The following is a 23,211-nucleotide window of genomic DNA, read 5'->3' as shown; positions in this document are numbered from 1 at the left end:
TCCCGCAAGCGGGAGAGGTGCACCACCCGCAACGCTGCGTTACGCATCAACAGGGATCACCCCTCGCCATCCTTCCACCCGATCTTCTCCTTCAAGAACCGGAAGCCCAGCACCTCGAAGCCCGCGCGCTCCCGGTTGTCCTTGCCGTAGCCGTGGCCGCCGGCGGCCGGCTCGTAGAACCAGGCCTCGTAGCCCATCGCCTGCAGCTTCGCTGCCATCTTGCGGGCGTGGCCGGGATGGACGCGGTCGTCGCGGCGCGTGGTGGCGATCAGGATCGGCGGATAGGACTGGCCGGCCTTTACGTTGTGATAGGCCGAGTAGGTCTTCAGCCACTCCCACTCCTCGGCCTTGTCGGGATCGCCATATTCCGCGATCCAGCTCGCGCCCGCCAGCAGCTTCGTGTAGCGGCGCATGTCGATCAGCGGGATGGTGCAGAACAGCGCGCCGAAGCGCTCGGGATAGCGCACCAGCATGTTGGTGATGAGGATGCCGCCGTTCGATCCGCCCTGAGCCGCGATCCGTCTTGCGTTCGTCACGCCGCGGCGGACGAGATCGGCGGCGACGGCAGCGAAGTCGTCATGCGAGAGCTTCTTGCCGGCGAGCCGGCCGGCATCGTGCCAACGCGTGCCGAACTCGCCGCCGCCGCGCAAATTGGCCTGCACGATGGTGCCGCCGCGCTCCAGCCACAGCTTGCCGAGCGAGGAATTGTAATAAGGTTTCACGGCAAGCCCGAAGCCGCCATAGGCGCTCATATAGACCGGCGCATCGCCCGTCTCGCCTTCCGGGCCGGTCTGGACATAGGGAATGCGCTCGCCGTCGATGGAGATCGCCTCGTGCTGCGTCACCACGAGCCCGTCCGAGGTGAAGGTCTTCGGCGCCTGCTTCAGCACGACCGGGCTCGCGACGCCGCGCGCGAGCAACAGCAGCGAGGATGGCGTGAGCGGATCCTGCACATTGGCGAGCAGATCGCCATTGCTCTCGCTGGGATGACGATCCAGCGGCCAGACGTCGACGACGCCGATCTCGGGCAGGGCGGGAAGCGTCTCGCGGCTCCAGCCCGCGGCGGACGGCGTGCAGATCTCGAAGCGCGGGCGCAGTTCATCGAGGATCGACAGCACGAGCTTGCCCGCCGCCCAGAACAGGCCTTGCAAGGCACGCCGGGGCGCCGGCTCGAACAGCACGGCAAAATCGCGGCTGCCGTTGAGGAAAGCCGACAGCGAGATTCCGAGCACGGTGTCGGTGGCGTAGGTCCGCCCCCCGGCCGTCCAGTCCGTGCGCAGCTTCATCGCGAACCAGTCGCCATGGGCCTGCAGCCAGATCCCGGTCGGCAGATCGAGCTTCGTGATGCTCCCTGCCGCATCGCGCAGCCAGACCGCATGATTGAAGAAGTCGATCTGCTCGACGATCCAGACCCGCGGCTCAGGTCCGGTGTCGTCGGCCATGCCATAGATCATCATGCGATCCGGGGTGGTCTCGATGATCACCTCGGCCTGTTCGACCGGCTGGCCGCGCCGCCATAGCCGAACCGTTCGCGCATATCCCGAACTCGTCGCCATGCCCTCGCCATGGGCGCTCGACAACAGCAGCGTATCGGCATCGAGCCAGTCCGCGCCGCCCTTGGCTTCCGGCAGCGTAAAGCCGTCCGCCACGAAGCTCTTCGTCACGAGGTCGAATTCCCGCAAGGTCACGGCGTCGCTGCCGCCGCGCGACGGGCTCAGGATCGCGCGCGAGCTTCCGGGCGTCGTGACGATTGCGCTGAGCAGCCAATCCTCGCCTTCTTGCGCTGCGAGCTTGTCGATATCCAGCAGGGTCTCCCATGCAGGAGCGGCTTTGCGAAACTCAGTCAGCGTGGTGCGCCGCCACAGGCCGCGTGGGTTGGCCGCGTCTTTCCAGATGTTGTGCAACTCGTTGCCGCGCCGGCTGACATAGGGAATGTTGTCCGGGCGATCGTAGATTGCCGCGAGCACGTCGCGGTCGTGCTCGAACGCTTTGCCGCCGAACGCCGTGAGCGTCAGCTGGTTCTGCCGCTCGACGAAATCGAGCGCCTGCGTGCCCTCGATCTCCTCCAGCCACAGAAAGGGATCGTCGTCGGGAGCGCTGAGCGTGGGCCTGTCGTCGATGGTCATGAACGAAACTCCGAAATCTGCGCAGGATAGGATTTGATCGAGCGCAAGCCGTCAAGCGCGCGGGCCGCTATCATCGCACCGATTGCGTCAGAGGCATGGCCTGCGCCCGTTTGCGCCGGTTGCCCGCCCTTCCGCAGCCCTCCATAGTGCCGCGAATCAACGAAGTCCTTGAGCCCCTTGATAGTCCCTTGGGGGTGGAAACGCCGATGCTTGACGTGACGTCTGCCCATGAGATCGCCGATGACGCCCGCGTGCGCGCCAATGTGGTGCGCCTGGCCGCAGCCCAGGCGCTGACCGGCGCCAACTCGGCCGTGATCTTCGCCACCGGCGCCATCGTCGGTGCCACGCTCGCGCCGGACATGTCGTTCGCGACGGTGCCGATCTCGATGTACGTGGTCGGACTTGCGGCCGGCACGCTGCCGACCGGCGCGATCTCGCGCCGCTTCGGCCGCCGCGCGGCCTTCGTCATCGGCACCGGCCTCGGCACGCTCACCGGCCTGCTCGGCTCGTTCGCGATCTTGCACAGCTCGTTCGCGCTGTTCTGCGTCGCGACCTTCCTCGGCGGCCTCTACGGCTCCGTGGCGCAATCCTATCGCTTTGCTGCCGCCGACGGCGCCAGCGCGGCCTATCGGCCCAAGGCGGTGTCCTGGGTGATGGCGGGCGGCGTGTTCGCCGGCGTGCTCGGTCCGCAGCTCGTGCAATGGACCATGGATGTCTGGCAACCCTATCTGTTCGCCTTCAGCTTCCTGGTCCAGGCCGCCGTCGCACTGATCGCGATGGGGATTGTCGCCGGCGTCGATATGCCCAAGCCCGCGCCGGCCGATCTGCATGGTGGTCGCCCGCTGCTCACGATCGTGACCCAGCCGCGCTTCATCGCCGCGGCGCTGTGCGGCGTCATCTCCTATCCCATGATGAATCTGGTGATGACCTCGGCGCCGCTCGCCATGAAGCTGTGCGGCCTGTCCGTGTCCGATTCCAATTTCGGCATTCAATGGCACATCGTCGCGATGTACGGGCCGAGCTTCTTCACCGGCGCGTTGATTTCGCGCTTCAACGCACCGAAGATCGTCGCCGCCGGCCTGCTGCTGGAGGCCGCCGCCGCCGGCATCGGCCTCTCCGGCCTCACCGCGATGCACTTCTGGGCCACGCTGATCGTGCTCGGTGTCGGCTGGAATTTCTCCTTCATCGGCGCTTCCGCGCTGGTGCTGGAGACGCACCGCCCGCAGGAGCGCAACAAGGTGCAGGCCTTCAACGATTTCCTGGTGTTCGGCATGATGGCGATCGGCTCGTTCTCCTCCGGGCAATTGCTCGCCAATTACGGCTGGTCGGCGGTGAACCTGGTGGTGTTCCCGCCGGTCGTTCTCGGCCTCGCCGTACTCTCGCTGGTCTCGTATGCGCGCCGCCGCAAGGCGCGGCTGGAGGCTGTGATGGGTGAGTTCCCGGACGCGGTCTGAGTGGCGGGAGGCTGTCAGCAGCGTTGATACTTCGATCGCTGTCGAAGTGATTTTCTGGTCCCGCACCGTTACATGATGCTCGTCATGAACCCGGCGTGGGGACAGCGAAGGACAAGCGCGAATGCTCGACAATCCCCGGCAGGACGCTCGCATCGACGAAGCCTCCTCCCGCTACGAAGGCTGGCGCATCGTCGCGGTCTGCTTCCTGCTGGCGACCTTCGGCTGGGGGCTCGGCTTCTACGGCCAGAGCGTCTATGTCGCCGAGTTGCAGCGCGCGCGGGGCTGGCCGACCACGCTCATCTCGTCAGGCACCACGTTCTTCTATCTGTTCGGCGCGCTGCTCGTCGTGTTCGTCGGCGAGGCCGTGAGGAGATACGGCCCGCGCCTCTGCCTGATATCAGGCACGCTCGCGATGGCGGCAGCCAGCGTCGCGATCGGCGCGGTGCGCGAGCCTTGGCAGCTTTATCTCGCCGACGCCGTGCTCGCCTTCGGCTGGGCCGGCACCAGTCTTGCCATGATCACCAACACGATCAGCCTGTGGTTCGACCGCAAGCGCGGCATGGCGATCAGTCTCGCGCTCAACGGCGCCAGTTTCGGCGGCATCGTCGGCGTGCCGCTGCTGGTGACCCTGATCGGCCATGTCGGCTTCGCCGGCGCGATGTACGCCGCCGCCGGCGCCATGCTGGTGCTGCTGCTGCCGGTGATCCTTCTCGTCGTCGGCCGGCCGCCCGATCACCACGGCCGGCACGCGGCGGCGAAGGCGAAGCCGCAATCATCGACGCAGATCCGCGCATGGGCGCTCCGCGACGTCGGCTTCCTCACGGTGACGATTGCGTTCGCGCTGGTGCTGTTCGCGCAGGTCGGCTTCATCGTGCACCTGATCTCGTTCCTCGATCCCGTGATCGGCCGCGAGCGCGCCGCCGTTGCGGTCGCGGTGCTGACCGCGATGGCGGTGGTCGGCCGCGTGCTGTTCTCGCTTGTGATCGACCGCCTCAACCAGCGGCTGGCCTCCGCGCTGTCGTTCCTCAGCCAGGCCGTGGCGCTTCTGGTCGTCATCAACCTGCACGACGACTATGTGCTGATCGCGGCCTGCGCATTGTTCGGCTTCTCGGTCGGCAACCTCATCACGCTGCCGTCGCTGATCGTGCAGCGGGAGTTCGATTCGGCGTCGTTCGGCGTGCTGATCAGCCTCAACACCGCGATCAACCAGGTGACCTACGCGTTCGGCCCGGGCGTGGTCGGGGCCTTGCGTGACTGGTCCGGCGGCTACGCGCTGCCGTTCTATCTCTGCATCGCGTTGGAGGTGGCGGCAGCGGCATTGATCATGGTGCGGGGGAAGCCAAAAGCGACGCTCCCGTAGGGTGGGCAAAGGCGCAAGGCGCCGTGCCCACCATCTGTCGCTACATCGCAAGATTGCGTGGGCACGCTTCGCTTTGCCCACCCTACGGCTACGGCCTCACGCCTCCCGTTCTCGCAGCAACGCTTCCACATCCAGCCGCTTGGTGAACATCGCGAGCTTGCCATCCGGCCCGAGCGGCCATTCCTCTTTCGGCCGGTCGCGATAGAGCTCTACCCCGTTTTGGTCCGGATCCCGCAAATACAGCGCCTCGCTGACGCCGTGATCGCTGGCGCCGTCCAGCGCGATGCCGGCCGTGAGCACGCGGTGCAGCGCATCGGCGAGCGTCGCGCGCGTCGGATAGAGAATGGCGGTGTGGTACAGCCCCGTCGTTCCGGGCGGCGGCGGCGAGCCGCCCTTGCTCTCCCAAGTGTTGAGCCCGATGTGGTGATGATAGCCGCCGGCCGAGATGAAGGCCGCGCCTGAGCCCATCTTCTGCATCAGCTCGAAGCCGAGCACGCCGCAATAGAAGCCGAGCGCGCGATCGAGATCGGCGACCTTGAGGTGGACGTGGCCGATCCTGGTGCCGGCGGCGACGGCTGGGCTTTGCGACATTTGGCTGCTCCGTTGACCAAACCCACATAAGGCGGACCTCGGGACGGCGCTACGGCCCCGTCCCGAAACCCAGCGTTTCCGGATAAGCGACTAAGCCAGCTCAGCGACCTCGCCCTCCGGCAGCTCGAACGCGAACGTGTTCAGCGTCATCGACACCATCGTGTAATAGCCGCACAGCCCGATCACCTCGACCACGCCGCGCTCGCCGAGCAGCTTCACCGCCTCGTCATAGAGCCCCTTCTCGACGCCGTGGCCCTCGTGCAGCGACTTCGCCAGGTCGTAGATCATCTTGCCCTCCAGGTCGTCGAACTCGGGCGTGCGGCGGTCGCGGATGGCGTCGATGATCGCAGGTTTCATGCCGCCGGCCAGCGCCAGGCGCTTATGCGCGTACCATTCGTAATGCGCGGTCCAGTGCCGCGCCGTCACCAGGATCGCGATCTCCGAAAGTCTTGCGGGAAACATCGTGTCGTAGCGCAGCACCTCGCCGAGCCGCGTGGCGTGACGGGCCATGTCCGGGCTGTTGAGCCAGGCCATCATCGGCGCCGGCGGCTTGCCGCGCTTGCCGGCGATCGACTCGTCATAGGTCTGCCGCTGGCTCTCGTTCATTTCGCCAGGCGAAAGAAGCTTCAGGCGCATGGTCGTTTCCTCCGTGTTTTCAAGCTCTCTGTTGAATGCGACTATAGCCGAACGTGGGCTTGCGGAAGTGGTTGAATTCCACGGAGGCTTGGCCCAGAGTCGCGCCCAACAAGTCGATTTGATTGATGGAAACGACCAATGTCCGACTCCAAAACCAGTGACCCTGAATCCGCCGAGCTCGAAACGTTCCGCGCCGAGGCGCGCACCTGGTTGGAAGCCAATTGTCCGCCGGAGATGCGCAAGCCTGCAACCTCGGACGCAGACGTGTTCTGGGGCGGGCGCAATGCCAAATTCTCGTCCGAGCCGCAGCGCGTCTGGTTCGAGCGCATGCGCGACAAGGGCTGGACCGTGCCGGATTGGCCGAAAGAGTACGGCGGCGGTGGCCTCAGTGCTGCCGAGCACAAGGTGCTGCGCGCCGAGATGGGCAAGATCGGCGCCCGCCCGCCGCTGTCGAGCTTCGGCATCTGGATGCTCGGACCGGCGCTGCTCAAATACGGCAACGACGCGCAGAAGAAGGAGCACCTGCCGAAGATCGCGGCGGGCGAGATCCGCTGGTGCCAGGGCTATTCCGAGCCGAACGCGGGCTCCGACCTTGCTTCGCTGCAGACCCGGGCCGAGAGCGACGGCGACGATTTCGTCATCACGGGCTCGAAGATCTGGACCTCCTACGCCAACTATGCCGACTGGATCTTCTGCCTCGTCCGCACCGATCCCGCCGCCAAGAAGCACGACGGCATCAGCTTCATCCTGTTCGACATGACCTCGAAGGGCGTGACGACCAAGCCCATCCTCCTGATCTCCGGCTATTCGCCGTTCTGCGAGACCTTCTTCGACGGCGTCCGCGTGCCGAAATCGCATGTGGTCGGCACCGTCAATCGCGGCTGGGACGTCGCGAAATATCTGCTGCAGCACGAGCGTGCGATGATTTCAGGAATGGGCGAGCGCGGCGTCGGCCGTCCGCTCGGCCAGATCGCGGCGGATTCCGTCGGCACCGATGCGCAAGGCAAGCTCGATGACGCGATGCTCCGCGGCAAGATCGCGACGTTCGACGTCGATGAAGCTGCGCTTGCGGCCTGCGCCGAGCGCGCGGTCGATCTCGCCAAGGCGGGGCAGGCGCATCCGGCGTTTTCCTCGGCGATGAAATATTACGGCACCGAGCTCAACAAACGCCGCTACGAGATCCTGATGTCGGCCGGCGGCGTCGATGCGCTGGAATGGGAGAGCGATCGCTCCAGGCAGGGCGCCCGCCCGCGCGCCTGGCTGCGCACCAAGGCGAATTCGATCGAGGGCGGGACCACCGAGGTGATGCTCGGCATCGTCGCCAAGCGGATCCTCGATCTGCCGGGGGCGTAAGGCGCACGCTCTCACCACCCGTCATTCCGGGGCGCGCGGCTTGTCCGCCGAAGCTCGAAGAGCGAAGGCGGAAGCGCGAGCCCGGAATCCATCGGGCCGCATTCTCTGCTGTGAAATGGATTCCGGGCCTGGCTTTTCGAGCCATCCCGGAATGACGAACCAGAACAGACTTTGACATTCGGAAACACGCACATGGCCCTTGTCCTCACCGAAGAACAATCGATGCTCCGCGACTCAGCGCGCGGGCTGATCAGCGACAAGGCGCCGGTGTCGCATCTGCGCAGCTTGCGCGACAGCAAGGACCCCACCGGCTTCTCCAAAGAGTTGTGGCACGCTTTCGCCGAGATGGGCTTCGCCGGCTTGCTGGTGCCGGAAGAATTCGGCGGCAGCGGGCTCGGCTATGTCGAGGCTGGCGTCGTCATGGAGGAGATCGGCCGCACCTTGATGCCGTCGCCTTTCCTCGCGACCTCGGTGGTCGCGGCCTCGGCGCTGAGCCGCGGCGGCAATGCCGCGCAGAAGTCGGAGTACCTGCCGAAGATTTCGAGCGGCTCGCTGCTCGCGACGCTGGCGGTCGACGAAGGCGCAAAGCACCGTCCGCTTCAGATCAATCTGCAGGCCGTGCGCGCCGGCAACGGCTTCAAGCTCTCCGGCGCCAAGGCGTTGGTCGTTGATGGCCATGTCGCTGATCTCCTCATCGTCGCCGCGCGCAGCTCGGGCTCCGCCGGCGAGCGCGACGGCCTGACGCTGTTCCTGGTGAATCCCAAGGCCAAGGGTGTCGCGATCGAGCGCACCATCATGGTCGATTCGCACAATGCGGCGCGGATCGAACTCACCAATGTCGAGGTCACTGCCGATCATGTGCTCGGCGAGGTCGATCAGGGCACAGCCCTGCTCGACGGCGTGCTCGATATCGGCCGGGGCGCGGTGGCGTCCGAAATGGTGGGCTTGAGCGAGGAAGTCTTCAATCGCACCGTCGAGTATCTCAAGAGCAGAAAGCAGTTCGGCAAGCTGATCGGAGAATTCCAGGCGCTGCAGCATCGCGCAGCCGAGCTCTATGTCGACATCGAGATCACCCGCGCCGCCACCATGAAGGCGCTTCAGGCGCTGGACGCGGATGTTGCCAAGGCCGCATCGAGCGTCGCCGTGGCAAAGGCCCGCGCCGGCACCACCGCCACCCGCGCGGTGCAGGAAGGCGTGCAGATGCATGGCGGCATGGGGATGACCGATCAGTTCGACATCGGCTTCTTCATGAAGCGCGCCCGCGTGTGCGAGGAATTGTTCGGGGACGCCAATTACCACACCGAGCAGCTGGCGCGGGCGCGGGGGTATTGAGGCTGGCCATCGGGTAGAGCTTGTAGCCCGGATGAGCGAAGCGACATCCGGGAATGTCGCGCGGCCGGCCCCGCATATCGCTTCGCTCATGCGGGCTACGGTGCGGGCATGACGACGGAGAGTGTGGCGCGACTCTGTATCAACTTCGTCATTGCGAGGAGCCCTTGCGACGAAGCAATCCAGTCTGTCACCGCGGAGGGATTCTGGATTGCTTCGCTGCGCTCGCAACGACGGCCGATAGACCGTCCTACCTCATCGGCGGCGCGTACTGCACGCCACCCGCGTTCCACAGCTGGTTCATGCCGCGCGGGATCTTGAGCTTCGACTTCTCGCCGATGTTGCGCTCGTACATCTCGCCGTAATTGCCGACGTGGCGGATGATGCGGACGGCCCAGTCCTTGGTGAGGCCGAGCTGCTCGCCGTAATTGCCTTCGGTGCCGACCAGCCGCATCACTTCCGGCTTCTTCGACTTCAGCGCCTCGTCGATGTTCTCCGAGGTGACGCCGAGCTCCTCGGCGTTGATCATCGCATAGAGCGTCCACTTCACGATCATCATCCAGTCGTCGTCGCGCTGGCGCACCACGGGGGCGAGCGGCTCCTTGGAGATCATGTCCGGCAGGATCATGTGGTCGCCGGGCTTCGCCAGATTGATCCGCAGCGCGTAGAGCTGGGAGACGTCGGCGGAGAGCGTGTCGCACTTGCCGCTGTCGTAGGCCTTCACGACCTCGTCGAGCTTGTCGAACTTCACCTCGTCATATTTCATGTTGTTGGCACGGAAGTAGTCGGCGACGTTGAGCGCGGTCGTGGTGCCGGCCTGGACGCAGACCTTGCTGCCGTCGAGGTCCAGCGAAGTCTCCTTGTTGCGCGAACGCGGCAGCATGAAGCCGGCGCCGTCGTAATAGGCGACAGCGGGGAAATAGAGATCGTAATCGAGCTCGCGCGCCATGCTCCAGGTCGAGTTGCGCGAGAGGATGTCCACCTTCCGGCTCTGCAATTCCTTGAAGCGCTCGCTGGCATCGAGCGGGATGAACTTCGCCTTGCCGGGGTCGTTGAAGATCGCCGCGGCCACCGCGCGGCAGAAATCGACGTCGAAGCCGTTCCAGGTCTTGTTGTCCTCGGAGTAGGAGAAGCCCGGCAGGCCCTTGTTGACGCCGCACAGCACTTCGCCGCGGCGCACGGTGCGCTTCAGCGTGCGGGTGTCGTAGAATTCATAGATGATGGCCACAACGGCGACCAGCACGGCGACGGCGAGCCCGATCAGCAGGCCGCCACGAAAGGTGCGCATCATGTTTTGCTCTCGAAAAATCGGGAAAAGGATTTGGGACGGAACACGGCGAGCATGGCCCGACGGACCATGCCCGGATCGAGACCTCAGAGTTCCGGCTTCTGCCGGATGACGACCTTGGTGCCGACAGGGACGCGGTCGTAGAGATCGGCGACGTCGTTGTTGACGAGACGGAAGCAGCCCGAGGACACCTTGGTGCCGATCGTGTCGGGGCGGTTGGTGCCATGGATGCGATAGACGGTGGTGCCGAGATACATCGCGCGGGCCCCCAGCGGATTGCCGGGGCCGCCGGCCATGAAGCGCGGCAGATAGGGCTGGCGCTGGATCATCTCCGTCGGCGGCGTCCAGTCCGGCCATTCCTTCTTGTTGGTGATGGTCACGAGCCCCTGCCACTGGAAGCCGTCGCGGCCGACGCCGATGCCGTAGCGGATCGCACGCCCGCCCGGCTGCACCAGATAGAGATGCCGCTCGGCGGTCGAAACGATGATCGTGCCCGGCGCCTCGGTGGTGCGGAAATAGACCACCTGCTTCTGCCATTCCGGGTCGAGCTGGTAGGCGTCATCGGCGACCAGACCCGGCTCGTCGCCGCGGTCCGGCTGCTGCGCGATGGCCTGTGGTGCGGACAGGATCAGGCCGATCGCGGCCACGAACATCCCGGTCAGGCGACGAAAATCCGTCATTTCAAGCTCTCCCCACTGCCACGGCGCAAATCATTCGGAACCATCAAACCTGAGGGGCATGTTCATGGCAAGTTGATGGCGCGCCGCCCTGATATGTCACGAGAATGCTTTGGTTTTTTGACGGGGCCGGGGCAATGCCACAAACAGGGGATGGCGCGAAAAGCACAGGTCGTGGCGGCTTGGCTCGGTGCGCTCCCTCCCCCGCCTGCGGGGGCCTGCGGGGGAGGAAGGGTGTCTCCACAGTGGGATACCCCCAGAGGATAGAACCCTCACCCGCGCCTTCGGCGCGACCTCTCCCGCGAGCGGGAGAGGCGCAGACCGAGTGCGCGGTGAGATCAAGTTGGATAATTGGCACTGGCCAATCAGATCTTGTTGCTCTCCGCCGCGATCCCCAGCCGCCGCACGATCTCCGTCCCCACCGCGCGCGCCTCCACCCTCGAACCAATCCGCGGGCTGCGAAACCGTCGCCCGGAGTGCAGCCGGATCACCACGATGCAGTGCTCGTCCTCGGACCGTCCGCGGCGCTCGACCGTGATCGTCTTCACGTCGCGCCCTTCGATGTGATCGGTGCGCAAGCTGCCGTCACCCCACAGGCGTTCGACGCGGATATCGCTCTCGCGGATGATCCAGAAAGCGCCGGTCACGAGATTGGCGTAGCGGTGCACGGCGAACGCGGCGAGCACGCCGAGCGGCAGCAGCAGGATGTCGACATGGCTCGGCGGCCATCCGCGCCAGAGCTTGTAGGCGTAGGGAAGAGCGGACAATGCGACAGCGATCAGCGACACGATCCTGATGTCTCGTGCGGAAAACGCCTCCAGCGGCTCGCCGAGCTGCATCTCGGCATTGCTGGCGTCGAGCGGATTGACGGGATCCTCGACATTGGGGACTTCGAACTGCGCCGCGATCCGGGCCACGGTGTCGCGAACATGCGTGACGTCGGAGATCGGCGGGGAGGTCAGGCGTTCCCCGGAAGCCAGCGTGAACACCAGCTGGAAACGGGCCTTCACCCGCTTGCTGCCGGGAACCTGTAGCGCCGTGACGTCGTCCTTCGCGACGATCCGCGTGCGGAGCTTGCCGAACGGACTTTGCCGCCCGATCAGAATCTCATTCGGCGTGATGATCCACACCACCGCCGGCGCCACCATGATGCCGACGACGAATCCCGCCCCCACGAGCAGCGCCACCACCGAGATGATGATTTCCAGGATGTCGTGCGTGAGCAGGCCGGGCGTGAAACACAGCGCCACGGCCGCCGCGCAGCCGGCCACGATCAGCCGCTGCGCGATCGAGGAACCTTCGCGAAGGCGAATGTCGGTGCTGGTGGTCGCGTCGTCCATTGCGGGCGGCTGATTTCGATGCCGCGAAACTCCACGGACGGGTCCGTAGAGTCAAGCAGCCTCGAGGCCAGATTCATCCAGGATCACCTGGTGGCGTTGAGCAGCGGAGAACGAGGTTCCGCTCTGGGTGGTGGCCGTGTCAGATCATTTCGGCGCAAGCCACAGCCTGAGACCGAAGGAAATCACGGTGACGGCGCCCACGCCGCCGAGCCAGAGAACGGCAAACCATATCAGCCGTCGCCCCAGCGGCCTTGCCTCTGCTTTGTGCGGCATCAGTGATAACCGCTCCCGGCCCGGACCTTGCCGCGGAAGACCCAATAGGCCCAGCCGGTGTAGCCAAGAATGAGAGGCACCAGTCCGGCCACGCCGACGAGCATGAAGATCTGGCTGTTCTGCGGCGCGGCCGCCTGCCAGATCGTGATGCTCTGCGGCACGATGAAAGGATACATGCTGATACCCAGCCCGGCATAGGACAGCGCGAACAGGGCCAGTGCGAGAAAGAACGGCCGGGAGTCCTGCTTTTGCCCGAGGCTGCGGATCAGGAGTGCGGTGACGGCTGCGACCGCGATCGGCACCGGCGCGGCCAAGGCGACGTTCGGCCAGGCGAACCAGCGCTGCGCGTATTGAATGCTGAGAAACGGCGTGGCGATGCTGACCAGTGCGATCGCCGCAAGCATCGCGAACAGCAGACCCCAGCTCAGCCGGTAGGCCTTCTCGCGCAACGCGCCCTCGGTCTTCAGGATGAGCCAGGTGGCGCCCAGCAGGGAATAGCCGATCACCAGGGCGAGTCCGGTCAGCAGGCTGAACGGCGACAGCCAGTCCCACCAGCCGCCGGCATAATGCCGGCCCTCGACATGGACGCCTTGCAGGATGGCGCCGAGGGCAATGCCCTGTGCCAGCGTCGCCACCAGCGATCCCAAGGCGAAGGCCAAGTCCCAGCGGTTTCGTGCCGCGGTGGTGCGCCAGCGGAATTCGAATGCGACACCGCGGAAGACCAGCCCGATCAGCATCGCGATAACAGGCGTGTAGAGCGCGGGCATCAGCACCGCGTAGGCGAGCGGGAAGGCCGCCATCAAGCCGCCGCCGCCCAGCACCAGCCAGGTCTCGTTGCCATCCCAGACCGGCGCCACGCTGTTCATCATGACGTCGCGGTCGGCCTTGGCCGGAAACAACGGAAACAGCATGCCGAGGCCGAGATCGAATCCGTCCATCACGACATAGACGAATACCGCGAAGGCGATGATGAAGGCCCAGAGCGTGGCCAGGTCGATGCCCGCGATCATGACAGCGCACCCTGTCCCGCCACGCCCGAGGCGGGGGTGATGCCGGCGGCGCGTGTCGGCACGTCGCCGCGTGGACCCTGTTCGCCGTGATGAGGCGAGGCCGCCATCAGGCGCAGAATGTAGATGGCGCCCGCCGCGAACACGATGAAATAGACGACGACGAACGCCAGCAATGACGAGCCGACTGCGGGCGCGGCCAGTGGCGAGGCGGCGTCTGCGGTTCGCAGCAGGCCATAGACCGTAAAAGGCTGCCGGCCGGTCTCTGTGGTGATCCAGCCCGCGAGCACTGCGATGAAGCCCGCCGGACCCATCGTCAGCGCGAAGATATGCAGCGGCCGGGAATGGAACAGGGTGCCGCGCCAGCGGGCCCACAGGCTGAACAACCCCAGCCCAAAGATGAGGAAGCCCAACGCGATCATGACGCGGAACGACCAGAACGTGATCGGTACCGGCGGCCAGTTCTCTCGCGGCACGGTGTCGAGGCCTGCGAGCGGTGCATTCAGCGAATGCTTCAGGATCAGAGAGGACAGTTTCGGGATCTCGATCGCGTAGTCGACCCTGCCGGCCGCCTGATTGGGCAGACCGAACAGGACCAGCGGTGCGCCGTCGGGATGGCTCTGGTAATGCCCTTCCATCGCCATCACCTTGGCCGGCTGATGCTCCAGCGTGTTGAGGCCGTGCTGGTCGCCGGCCAGGATCTGGATCGGCGCCACCAGCGCCGCCATCCACATCGCCATCGAGAACATCACCCGTGGGCCGGCAAGATGCGGGTCGCGCAGCAGGTGATAGGCGCCGACGGCGCCGACCACGAGTGACGTCGTCAGATAGGCGGCGAGCACCATGTGCACGAGCCGGTAGGGAAAGGACGGATTGAAGATCACCTTGAACCAGTCGACAACGACGAACTGGCCGTCGGCATTGACGGCGTGGCCAACCGGCGTCTGCATCCACGAATTGGCGGAGAGGATCCAGAACGCCGAAATCAGCGTTCCGATCGCAACCATCAGTGTCGCGACGAAGTGCAGCCGCGGGCCGACGCGTTCGAGACCGAACAGCATGACGCCGAGGAAGCCGGCCTCGAGGAAGAACGCGGTCAGCACTTCGTAGGCCATCAACGGACCGATCACCGGTCCGGTCTTGTCGGCGAACACCGACCAGTTGGTTCCGAACTGGTAGGACATCACGATGCCCGACACCACGCCCATGCCGAACGCGATCGCGAAGATCTTCAGCCAGTAGTGAAACAGATTGATGAAGACCTCGCGGCCGGTCCACAGCCAGAGCGCTTCCAGCACCGCGAGATAACTTGCGAGCCCGATCGAGAACGCCGGAAACACGATGTGGAACGACATCGTGAAGGCAAACTGCGCGCGTGCCAGCACGATGGGATCAAGGTTCGACAGCATCGGCGCTCCCGTACAACACGACAAGTCGTGGCGATGCGGGCGCCGATCTGGCTGCTCAGCTAAGCCTTTGCGCCCGACCACTCCATAGATGACTCATGCGCTGCTCGGGTCCTATAGGACTCTTTGTCCAATGACACGAATTTAGCTATTGACGTTCAGCAGCTTGGCCACGGTGCGGTCGATCTGGTCGTAGCCGCCTTCGCCCTCGTGCTGGAACACGATCTTGCCGGACTGGTCGATGATGTATTGCGCCGGCCAGTACCGGTTGCTGTAGGCGTTCCATGTCCTGGACTCATTGTCCTGCGCCACCGGATAGGTGATGCCGTGGCGCTTCAGCGCGGCCTGGACGTTGGAGGCCGACCGCTCGAACGGGAATTCCGGCGTGTGGACGCCGACCACGACGAGGCCCTTGTTCCGGTACTTGGCGTAGAGATCGGTGACATGAGGCAGCGTGTTGACGCAGTTGACGCAGCCATAGGTCCAGAAATCGACCAGCACGACCTTGCCGCGAAGGTCGGCCAGGCTCAGCGGCTTCGAGTTGAACCAATTGTTGATGCCGGCGAAATCAGGCGCGGTCTGCTGGCTTGCGGCGGCGACCTGGATCGGTGCGGCGGGCGTGGCCTCGTCGCAGAAGCCGGGGATGACGGCGCCGGTCACGGCGAGGCCGACGAGCGCGGCTGAGACGGCGAGCAGTTTGATGGTCATGAACGAGTCCTCCGGTTCGAGTTGCAGATTGTTCACAGGCCGATCTGGCCGGTGGGGTAGAAGCCGGTGAGCCACGCCACGATCAGCGTGTCGTATTGAAAATAGGCGGCGACCGCGAACGCGATCACGACCACGCCGAAGCCCTGCTGAAGCCGTGGCGAGATCCGCGCGAGGCTGCGCACCCGCGTGGTCGCGGCCTGTCCGCCATAGGCGATCGCAAGCATCGGGATCGCCGCGCCGATCGCGTAGGCGATCAGTAGCGTGCCGGCCCAGGCCAGATTCTTCGAGGTCGCAACCAGCGTCAGGATCGAGCCGAGCACCGGACCGGCGCAGGGCGTCCAGACCAGGCCCAGCGTGGTGCCGAGAATCAGCCCGCCAAGCGCGCCCTCACGCTGGGTGGCGCTGGAATTGCCGAGATCAAGCCAGCCGTTGAGCCGGATCGACAGCCATTCGAACGGCGCCGGCCACAGCATCAACAGGCCGAAGCCGAGCAGCAGGATCGCAGCCGCCTCGCGCAGCACGTTCGGATCGAAATCGAAGAGCCGCGTGATCGCGCCGAGCAGCAGGGCGGTCGCGGAGAAGGACAGCACGAAGCCGAGCGCAATCATCGCCGGCCGCAAATGTCCCGCGCGCCCGATCGAGGCGCCGAGCAGGATCGGCAACATCGGCAGCGTGCAGGGCGCGGCGATGGTGAGGATGCCGGCGAGGAGAGCGAATACAAGTTCGAGCATGGGGCACTCGTGATGAAGGTCACGAGGTTGGTTCGGACACGAGGCGCCAGTCGTTACGCGGCGTCACACGTTCGTGACGGAAGCGGCGCTCGGGTCACGGAGACGGTGCGCTCCCTCCCCCGCCTGCGGGGGAGGGTTGGGGAGAGGGTGCTTCCACAACGGGATACTCCCCCAGAGGAGAGAACCCTCACCCGCCGCTACGCGTCGGCCTCTCCCGCAAGCGGGAGAGGCGGGAGCCTGCGGCGGCCACCTCGGGCCCCAAATACAAAACGACCCGGACGGGGGCATCGTCCGGGTCGTTGGAGGTCCTTGGGAGGTTTAAGCAAAACCGTATGTGAGCTTTATAGGGGAGAAGTTTTTCCGCCTGATGTTGTGGTTTGTTTCAATTGTTTCGTCGGCGGTAACACTTCCGTGTCCGGGGAGAGGGCCAGAGCGGCGACCCTATCCCTCTAAATTGATTCGCCTTAGGCGGCGAAGCGCTCGACGCCGGCGCCTTTAAGCAATTCGGCCAGCTGCTTGCGGGCGTAGAACATCCGCGTCTTCACCGTGCTCTGGGGGATGCCGATGATCTGGCCGACCTCCTCCACCGACTTCTCGTGGTAGTAGACGAGGGTGATGATCTCGCGATGCGCGGGCGACAGCTTCTGCACGCAGGCGCGCAGGATGGCGCTGGTGTCGCTGCGGTCGAGCGAGGTCTCCGGCGTATCGGAGCCATCGGGAATCTGGCGCACGTCCTCCTGGTCGATGTCCTCGAAGCGGCGCTGGCGCATCGCGGTCAGCGCCTTGAAACGGGCGATCGACAGCAGCCAGGTCGAAACCTGCGAGCGGCCCTGGAACTGGCCGGCGGTCCGCCACACGTCCAGGAACACCTGGCTGACGAGGTCTTCGGCCGCGGTGGCGTCACGCACGATGCGCAGGATGAAGCGGTACACCCGCACATTGTGCCGGCAATAAAGGATGTGCATCGACGTCCGGTTGCCGTCGGCAATGCTTTCGAGAAGCATATCGTCCGAAGTCGCCTGAGCGGCGATGATGCTCTGGCTGGCCTGGGCGTTGATGGCGATGACGTTCCGCATTGACTTGGCTCCCCGTAGCGCCGCAACCGAGCGGCGTTTCCTTGGACCAAAGTGTTAATGAGCCAACGTTTCGGGACGTCTGCACGAAAAGCGGAAAATGGTTTCGTGCGCCGCCAAATTGTTTCGTCGGAGAGGCTACGACGAAACATTCGCGGCAAAAAGTCGTGGAATTTCAATGTACGGAAAATACGGGGGGAGGGTTTGGAGGCGCTTGAAGCCGCGGGGAACGTATTGCGGGGGATTGCGTTCGGCCGGCTCGCGCTCCATCCGGGCTACGGCACCTGCCTGCGCCGCCCGCTGCTTACGCCTTCTCGCCCTGCGGCGAGAACAAATAGCCGCCGCCGCGGATGGTGCGGATCACGGCGGGTTTGGCCGGATCGGGCTCGATCTTGCGGCGGATGCGCATGATGCGCAGGTCCACCGCGCGGTCGAAGGCTTCGGCGTCGCGCGCATTGGCGAGTTCGAGCAGGCGCTCGCGCGACAGCACGCGCTTCGGATTGGCCGCGAACACCTTCAAGAGCCCGAATTCGGAGGCGGTCAGCGGATGCTCGTTGCCCTCGTCGTCGCGCAAGGCCTGGGCTTCGAGGTCGAGCCATTTGGTGCCGAAGCGCACCAGCTGCTCCTTGTCCGACTTCGCAGCTGCAGCTTCCGGCGCGGCGGCCTTGGCCGGCACGCTCCTGCGCAGCACCGAGCGGATGCGCGCCATCAGCTCGCGCAGCTCGCAGGGTTTTGCCACGTAATCGTCGGCGCCGAGCTCGAGCCCGACCACGCGATCGATCGGGCTGGCCGTCGCCGTCAACATGATGACCGGCACGTTGATGCGGCTCTTGAGGTCGCGGATGATCGAGAGGCCGTCTTCCTCGGGCATGTTGAGATCGAGCACGACGAGATCGGGCATGCCGCCCTGGATCGCGGTCCGCAACGATTTGCCGCCGTCACACAGCGTCACGGTGAAGCCGTGCATCTTGAGATAATCGCCGACCATCTCCCGGGCCGGGGCTTCGTCGTCGACAATCATGATGTGCTGGCTTTGGGTCATGGTCTCTCAGTCACGGCATTTCGGTCGCGGGGAGGGTGATGGTGAAGGTCGAGCCCTTGCCGGGGCCCTCGCTGTCGGCGGTCACCTCGCCGCCATGCATGTCGACGATGCGCTTGACGATGGACAGCCCGAGGCCCGTCGAGCTTTCGCCCGCGGTCGGCTTGGCCGAGAGCCGCTGGAACCGGCCGAACAGGCGGCCGAGATCCTCCGGCGACAGGCCGGCGCCCTCGTCGCTGACACGGACGATGGTCTCGCTGCCCTCGTGGCTGACGACCACGTCGATCCTGCCGCCGATCGGCGAGTATTTGATGGCGTTGCTGATGAGGTTGTCGATGGCCTCGCGGATGCGATCGGTGTCGCACATGGTGACGATGTTGGTCGGCGCGGTGACGCCGATCGCCTGCTGCTTGTTGACGGCGAGCGGCTGGTTGGCCTCGGCGACCTCCTTGACCAGGGCCGCGACGTCGACCGGCTCGCGGCGGATGGTGATGTCGAAGGCATCGGCCATCGCGTCCGAGATCAGATGGTCGACCATCGTGGTCAGGCGCTTGGTGGCGTCGCGGATGTGGTCGACCTGGGCGACCACGCCGCTTTCCGAGGCGCCGGTCGAGATCAATTCCTTCAGCATCTCGGTGCGGCCGAGGATGACGCCGAGCGGGTTCTTCAAATCGTGCGCGACCGTGCCCAGGATCTCGTTCTTGAAGCCGTTGGCGCGCTGCAGCCGCAGCCATTGCGCCGACAGGCGGCGGTTGGCCTGCATCAGGGCGCGGGTGCGCTGGGCGACGCGGTCCTCCAGCTGGCTGTTGGCGTCCTGGAGCTGCTGATAGAGGATGACGTTGTCGAAGGCGATCGAGAGCCGGGAGGAGAAGATCTCGACCAGCGAGCGGTCGGTCTCGGACAATTCGCGCTCGGCCTGCAGCAGCACCACCACCTCGCGGCCGGATCCGGTGCGCAGATAGATCACGCTGCGGTGGTCGGCGAATTCGTTCTTGCGGCCCTGGAAGGCGGCTTCCACCATCGCGCGCAGATCGGGGTCGAGCGCCTTAGATGACGTCGTGCCGATGAAGCGGCTGTAGCAGCCGCTGCCGGCGAGCACCGAGAGTTCGGGGTCGATGCCGCCATTGTCGCGCAGCACCAGGATGCCGGCGCAGTCGACATTGAGCAGCGAGGCGAGCTGCGTCAGCACGCCCTCGGCGAGCCGCTGCATCGATTTGAAGTCGTACAGCGTCGAGGCGGCATCGATGATGATCTCGAGCCCGCGCCGTGTCTGCAGCATGCGCTCGAGCTGCTGATAGGAGCGCAGCGCCGCGGTCAGCGAGGTGAACAGCTTGTCGGCGGTGAGCTCGGTCTTGGCCTTGTAGTCGTTGATATCGTATTGCACGATCACGCGCCGTTCCGGCGCCTGGCCGGGCTGTCCCGTCCGCAGGATGATGCGCACGGTCTCGTTCTTGAGCTCGTTGCGGATGTATTCGACCAACTCGAGGCCGGCGACGTCAGTCTCCATGATGACGTCGAGCAGCACCGCGGCGATGTCGTTGTGCGCAGCCATCAGCTTGCGGCCTTCGGCGGCGGAATGCGCCGAGAGGATCTCCAGGCCCTGGCCGTTCAGGCTGTAATCCGAAAGGGCGAAACGGGTGCCGTCATGCACGGCCGGATCGTCGTCGATGACGGCGATCTTCCATTTCCGGGCGTTGGCATCCTCCGACGCGGTACCGGTATCGTCGATCAGGTGGAGGACATCGTCCTGTTCGGCCATTGAGAAGTCCCGTCACTTTCTGTGCTCTGCGCGCCGCCCTTGGCAACCCGGGGCATGATAATGCGAAAAGTGGTGCCTTGTCCCAGCTTGGATTCCAGCATCATGCGCCCGCCGAGCTGCTGGGTGACGAGGTTATAGACGATATGGAGCCCGAGTCCCGTGCCGCCTTCATTGCGCCGGGTGGTAAAGAAAGGGTCAAAGGCCTGGCGCTGCACGTCGGGGGTCATGCCGGCCCCGTCGTCGGTGAAGATGATCTCGATGTCGTCGGCCCCGCGCGGCCGCGCCGAGATGATGATGGTGCCGGCGCGCCCGTCGGCGAAGGCGTGGTTGGCGGCGTTCAGGAAGAGGTTGGTCAGGATCTGGCCGTAGGAGCCGGGATAGCCGTCGAGCAGCAGCCCTTCGGGCACGTCGACTTGAAGCGTGATCGGCGCGCGCTTCAGCACGGGCCTCAGGCTCGCGATGATCTGGTCGGTGGCCTCGCTGAGCGAGAATTGCCGCCGCTCGGCATGGGAGCGGTCGACCGCGACCTGCTTGAACGACTGGATCAGCTCGCCGGCGCGCTGCAGATTGGCGACCAGCTGCTGTGAGGCGTCGCGCGAGGATTGCACGAATTCCTCCAGCTGCGAGCGGCGCAGGCCGCCCTCGCCCCTGAGCTGGGCCTCGAAGATCTCGCTGCGCCGGGCAAAGCTCGAAGCCACCGTGAGGCTGATGCCGATCGGGTTGTTGACTTCGTGCGCGACGCCGGCGACGAGGCCGCCGAGCGCCGCCAGCCGCTCGGCATCGATCAAATTCTGCTGGGCGGTATTGAGCTCGAGCAGCGCGCTTTCGGCCTTCTCCTTGGACGCGCGCAGCTCGTCCTCGGTCTGGCGCTTCGCGATCGCGTTCTCGCGGAAGACTTCCACCGCGCGCGCCATGGCGCCGACCTCGTCGCGGGCCTTGGTGCCCTGCACCTCGCGGCCGAGATCGCCGAGCGTGATCGCGCGCATCGCCGCCATGATCTGCTGCAGCGGCAGCCGGATCGACAACGCGATCAGGACGCCGGCGGTGAGGATGATGCCGAGGAAGATCACCGCAATGGAAAGGACCCGGCGAGAAATATCCGCCAGCGTGCGGTCGAAGGTCTCCTGCGCCTTCTGCTCGCGCTGGCGCATCTTGCTGGAGAGGTCGTCGATGGCGCCGATCGCCTCGGCCTGGCTGGCGTCGATGGTGTTGCGGAGCAGCTCGGTGCGGCTCGCAAGCTGCTCGGAGAGCTTTGCAAAGCCCTCGCGCAGCGCGGCGGTGCGGGTGCCCAATCGCCGCAAGGCCATCTTCTGCAAATCATTGTCGGCGAGATCGATCATCACGGGGATGGTCTTCTCGATCGTCTCGGTGTTGCGGCGCGCGTCGTCGGCCGCGCCCGTCGACAGCGAAAGGTAATAGGAATTGGCCGCCACCAGCATCGCCGTGAAAGCCTCGCGGGATTTGCCGAGCGAAGGCCAGATCAGCGCGTCGCGATGGCCGGTGGCGCCTTCGATGATGGAATAGAGGCCGGCCATGTCACGGGCAGGCCCCTGCACCTGCTCCTCATAGGTTTTGGCGATGGTCGCCTGCACGCTGCGCAGCTCGCCGAAGCCGTTGAGGAAGCGGTCGGTGGTGCGCTCCAGCTCCTCGACCGAGCCGGACAGCATCGGGTCCTTGGCGGCGCGGTTGCTCAGCGTGCCCAGCACCGCCTCGCGCAGCAGCAGGATCTCGGCGAACAGGTCCGGGCTCGGCTGGTTGATGTAGCGGTGGATCAGGTTCTGCAGCCGCCCGGTCTCGCTTTCGAGCAGCGCCAGGATCCGGTCGGATTCGCGCACCTGGCGGACGTCGTCCCAGGCCGAGCCCAGCACCTGCGCGCCGTTCCAGATCATCGCCACCAGCACCACCACCACGGCGGAGTTCAGCGCCGCGATCGACAGGATGCGCCAGCGGATCGGCACCGCGCGCAGCACGCCGACGAGGCGCGCGCGCAGCCGTCCGATCGGGCCCGACGGCCGCTCTGCGTGCTCGCTGTGTCCAAGCCCGGTCAACAGGCCTCACTCCACCTTGCGAATGCGTTCGATCAGCGCGGCCGCGGCGGGATCGCTTGCGGCCTTGGCGTAGATCGGGGCCATCGCATCCTCGAACGGCTTGCGGTCGATCTCCCTGATGATGGTGACGCCGGCTTCCTCCGCCTTGCGCTGCGACTGCTCCTCGAGGTCGCGCCATTTCTCGCGCATGAACCGGCTGGAGCGCTGCGCGGCCTCCCGGAAGATCTGCTGGTCCTCAGGCGACAGGCTCTGCCAGGCCTTCAGCGAGATCACCAGCACTTCGGGGCTCATCGTGTGCTCGGTGAGCGTGTAATGGCCGGCATGCTTGTAATGGTCCGTCGTCACGAAAGATGGCCAATTGTTCTCGGCGCCGTCGATCAGATGGTTGGCGAGCCCGGTGAGCACCTGTCCGTAGGGCAGCTCGACCGGCTCGGCGCCGAGCGCGCGGATCATCTGGCTCATCAACTCCGACTGCTGCACCCGGATCCGCAATCCCTTGAGATCCGCGAGGGACTTCACCGGCCGGACGCCGTTGTAGATCGACCGCGCCCCGGAATCGTAGAAGGCGAGCCCGACGAAGCCATAGGGCTCGAAACTGTCGAGGATCTCGCTGCCGACGGGTCCGTCCAGCACCTTCTGCATATGCTCGATGGACCGGAACAGGAACGGCATGGCGAGCACGTTCATCGCCGGCACGAAATTGCCGATCAGCGCGACGTTGGTCCGGTTGAGGTCGATCGCGCCGGCCCGGGTCTGCTCGATGGTCTCCTTTTCCTCGCCGAGCTGGCGGGAGTGGAACACCTTGATCTCGTGGCGGCCGCCGCTGCGCTCGGCGATCAGGGCGCCCATGTAGCGCAGCGCCTGGACCGTCGGGTAATCCTCGGTCTGGGTATCGGCGGCGCGAAACTCGCGTGCAACGGCGCCCGTCATGCAGACGGCAAACAGAAGCGCGACGAAGATCACCCCGGTCCGCGAGAGTTCGGCACGGTTCAGCACTGGCACACTCAACCCCT

Annotated in this window: 20 protein-coding genes; 4 read left to right on the top strand and 16 right to left on the bottom strand. The window is 65.4% G+C overall.

Annotated features, from left to right (window positions below; genetic code table 11):
- Positions 1 to 56: 56 nt before the first annotated feature.
- Positions 57 to 2,126: a prolyl oligopeptidase family serine peptidase gene (locus CIT40_RS32060; RefSeq protein ID WP_094892586.1), complete on the bottom strand. Its 2,070-nt coding sequence runs from the start codon at positions 2,124 to 2,126 to the stop codon at positions 57 to 59.
- Positions 2,127 to 2,332: 206 nt separating this feature from the next.
- On the opposite strand from CIT40_RS32060, the gene CIT40_RS32055 reads away from it, so the two are divergent.
- Together CIT40_RS32055 and CIT40_RS32050 are read left to right on the top strand one after the other, a co-directional pair.
- Positions 2,333 to 3,580, top strand: coding sequence for an MFS transporter (locus tag CIT40_RS32055; RefSeq protein WP_094892585.1), 1,248 nt, complete (start codon positions 2,333 to 2,335; stop codon positions 3,578 to 3,580).
- Positions 3,581 to 3,701: 121 nt separating this feature from the next.
- On the top strand, positions 3,702 to 4,940 hold the full coding sequence (locus tag CIT40_RS32050; RefSeq protein ID WP_094892584.1) for an MFS transporter: 1,239 nt from the start codon (positions 3,702 to 3,704) through the stop codon (positions 4,938 to 4,940).
- A gap of 96 nt (positions 4,941 to 5,036) precedes the next feature.
- Here CIT40_RS32050 and CIT40_RS32045 read toward each other — a convergent pair whose 3' ends face one another.
- Positions 5,037 to 5,531 (bottom strand): VOC family protein, encoded by a 495-nt coding sequence (locus CIT40_RS32045; protein ID WP_094892583.1) that lies wholly within the window; start codon positions 5,529 to 5,531, stop codon positions 5,037 to 5,039.
- Between the two features lie 90 nt (positions 5,532 to 5,621).
- Positions 5,622 to 6,167 (bottom strand): carboxymuconolactone decarboxylase family protein, encoded by a 546-nt coding sequence (locus tag CIT40_RS32040; protein ID WP_094892582.1) that lies wholly within the window; start codon positions 6,165 to 6,167, stop codon positions 5,622 to 5,624.
- Between the two features lie 138 nt (positions 6,168 to 6,305).
- Here CIT40_RS32040 and CIT40_RS32035 point away from each other — a divergent pair, with 138 nt between their 5' ends.
- Together CIT40_RS32035 and CIT40_RS32030 are read left to right on the top strand one after the other, a co-directional pair.
- The gene (locus CIT40_RS32035) at positions 6,306 to 7,520 is read left to right on the top strand and encodes an acyl-CoA dehydrogenase family protein (protein WP_094892581.1); all 1,215 of its coding nucleotides are present in this window, start codon (positions 6,306 to 6,308) and stop codon (positions 7,518 to 7,520) included.
- A 192-nt stretch (positions 7,521 to 7,712) separates the two neighbouring features.
- The gene (locus CIT40_RS32030; RefSeq protein WP_094892580.1) at positions 7,713 to 8,852 is read left to right on the top strand and encodes an acyl-CoA dehydrogenase family protein; all 1,140 of its coding nucleotides are present in this window, start codon (positions 7,713 to 7,715) and stop codon (positions 8,850 to 8,852) included.
- A 247-nt stretch (positions 8,853 to 9,099) separates the two neighbouring features.
- Here the strand turns inward: CIT40_RS32030 and CIT40_RS32025 are convergent, their stop codons facing one another.
- From CIT40_RS32025 to CIT40_RS31965, 13 genes are all read right to left on the bottom strand, one after another.
- Positions 9,100 to 10,137 (bottom strand): amino acid ABC transporter substrate-binding protein, encoded by a 1,038-nt coding sequence (locus CIT40_RS32025; RefSeq protein ID WP_094892657.1) that lies wholly within the window; start codon positions 10,135 to 10,137, stop codon positions 9,100 to 9,102.
- A gap of 86 nt (positions 10,138 to 10,223) precedes the next feature.
- Positions 10,224 to 10,817, bottom strand: a complete 594-nt coding sequence (locus tag CIT40_RS32020) for a L,D-transpeptidase (protein ID WP_094892579.1) — start codon at positions 10,815 to 10,817, stop codon at positions 10,224 to 10,226.
- Between the two features lie 362 nt (positions 10,818 to 11,179).
- The gene (locus CIT40_RS32015) at positions 11,180 to 12,154 is read right to left on the bottom strand and encodes a hypothetical protein (RefSeq protein WP_094892578.1); all 975 of its coding nucleotides are present in this window, start codon (positions 12,152 to 12,154) and stop codon (positions 11,180 to 11,182) included.
- A 144-nt stretch (positions 12,155 to 12,298) separates the two neighbouring features.
- On the bottom strand, positions 12,299 to 12,427 hold the full coding sequence (locus tag CIT40_RS32010) for a DUF2474 domain-containing protein (RefSeq protein ID WP_094892577.1): 129 nt from the start codon (positions 12,425 to 12,427) through the stop codon (positions 12,299 to 12,301).
- Positions 12,427 to 13,437, bottom strand: coding sequence for a cytochrome d ubiquinol oxidase subunit II (gene cydB, locus CIT40_RS32005; protein ID WP_094892576.1), 1,011 nt, complete (start codon positions 13,435 to 13,437; stop codon positions 12,427 to 12,429). The genes CIT40_RS32010 and cydB overlap by 1 nt, the downstream gene beginning before the upstream one ends.
- A complete protein-coding gene (locus CIT40_RS32000; protein ID WP_094892575.1) occupies positions 13,434 to 14,843 on the bottom strand; it encodes a cytochrome ubiquinol oxidase subunit I in 1,410 nt (469 codons plus the stop codon). The genes cydB and CIT40_RS32000 overlap by 4 nt, the downstream gene beginning before the upstream one ends.
- Positions 14,844 to 14,984: 141 nt before the next feature.
- Complete coding sequence (locus CIT40_RS31995) at positions 14,985 to 15,548, bottom strand: thioredoxin family protein (RefSeq protein ID WP_094892656.1); 564 nt, start codon at positions 15,546 to 15,548, stop codon at positions 14,985 to 14,987.
- Positions 15,549 to 15,580: 32 nt separating this feature from the next.
- On the bottom strand, positions 15,581 to 16,279 hold the full coding sequence (locus CIT40_RS31990; protein ID WP_094892574.1) for a cytochrome c biogenesis CcdA family protein: 699 nt from the start codon (positions 16,277 to 16,279) through the stop codon (positions 15,581 to 15,583).
- Positions 16,280 to 16,743: 464 nt separating this feature from the next.
- Positions 16,744 to 17,355 (bottom strand): sigma-70 family RNA polymerase sigma factor, encoded by a 612-nt coding sequence (locus CIT40_RS31985; protein ID WP_094892568.1) that lies wholly within the window; start codon positions 17,353 to 17,355, stop codon positions 16,744 to 16,746.
- 301 nt (positions 17,356 to 17,656) lie between these two features.
- Positions 17,657 to 18,394 carry a response regulator gene (locus CIT40_RS31980; RefSeq protein WP_094892567.1) on the bottom strand — a complete coding sequence of 246 codons (738 nt, stop codon included), beginning with the start codon at positions 18,392 to 18,394 and terminating at the stop codon, positions 17,657 to 17,659.
- A 10-nt stretch (positions 18,395 to 18,404) separates the two neighbouring features.
- The gene (locus tag CIT40_RS31975) at positions 18,405 to 20,150 is read right to left on the bottom strand and encodes an ATP-binding response regulator (RefSeq protein WP_094892566.1); all 1,746 of its coding nucleotides are present in this window, start codon (positions 20,148 to 20,150) and stop codon (positions 18,405 to 18,407) included.
- Positions 20,120 to 22,198, bottom strand: coding sequence for a sensor histidine kinase (locus CIT40_RS31970; protein ID WP_244611882.1), 2,079 nt, complete (start codon positions 22,196 to 22,198; stop codon positions 20,120 to 20,122). The genes CIT40_RS31975 and CIT40_RS31970 overlap by 31 nt, the downstream gene beginning before the upstream one ends.
- Positions 22,199 to 22,204: 6 nt before the next feature.
- Complete coding sequence (locus CIT40_RS31965; protein WP_094892572.1) at positions 22,205 to 23,200, bottom strand: TRAP transporter substrate-binding protein; 996 nt, start codon at positions 23,198 to 23,200, stop codon at positions 22,205 to 22,207.
- Between the last annotated feature and the right edge of the window lie 11 nt (positions 23,201 to 23,211).

It is taken from the genome of Bradyrhizobium amphicarpaeae (genome assembly GCF_002266435.3).
GTDB classification, from domain to species: Bacteria; Pseudomonadota; Alphaproteobacteria; order Rhizobiales; family Xanthobacteraceae; genus Bradyrhizobium; species Bradyrhizobium amphicarpaeae.
Note: the sequence above shows the minus strand (reverse complement) of the source record. Positions and strands in the feature narration are given on the sequence as shown.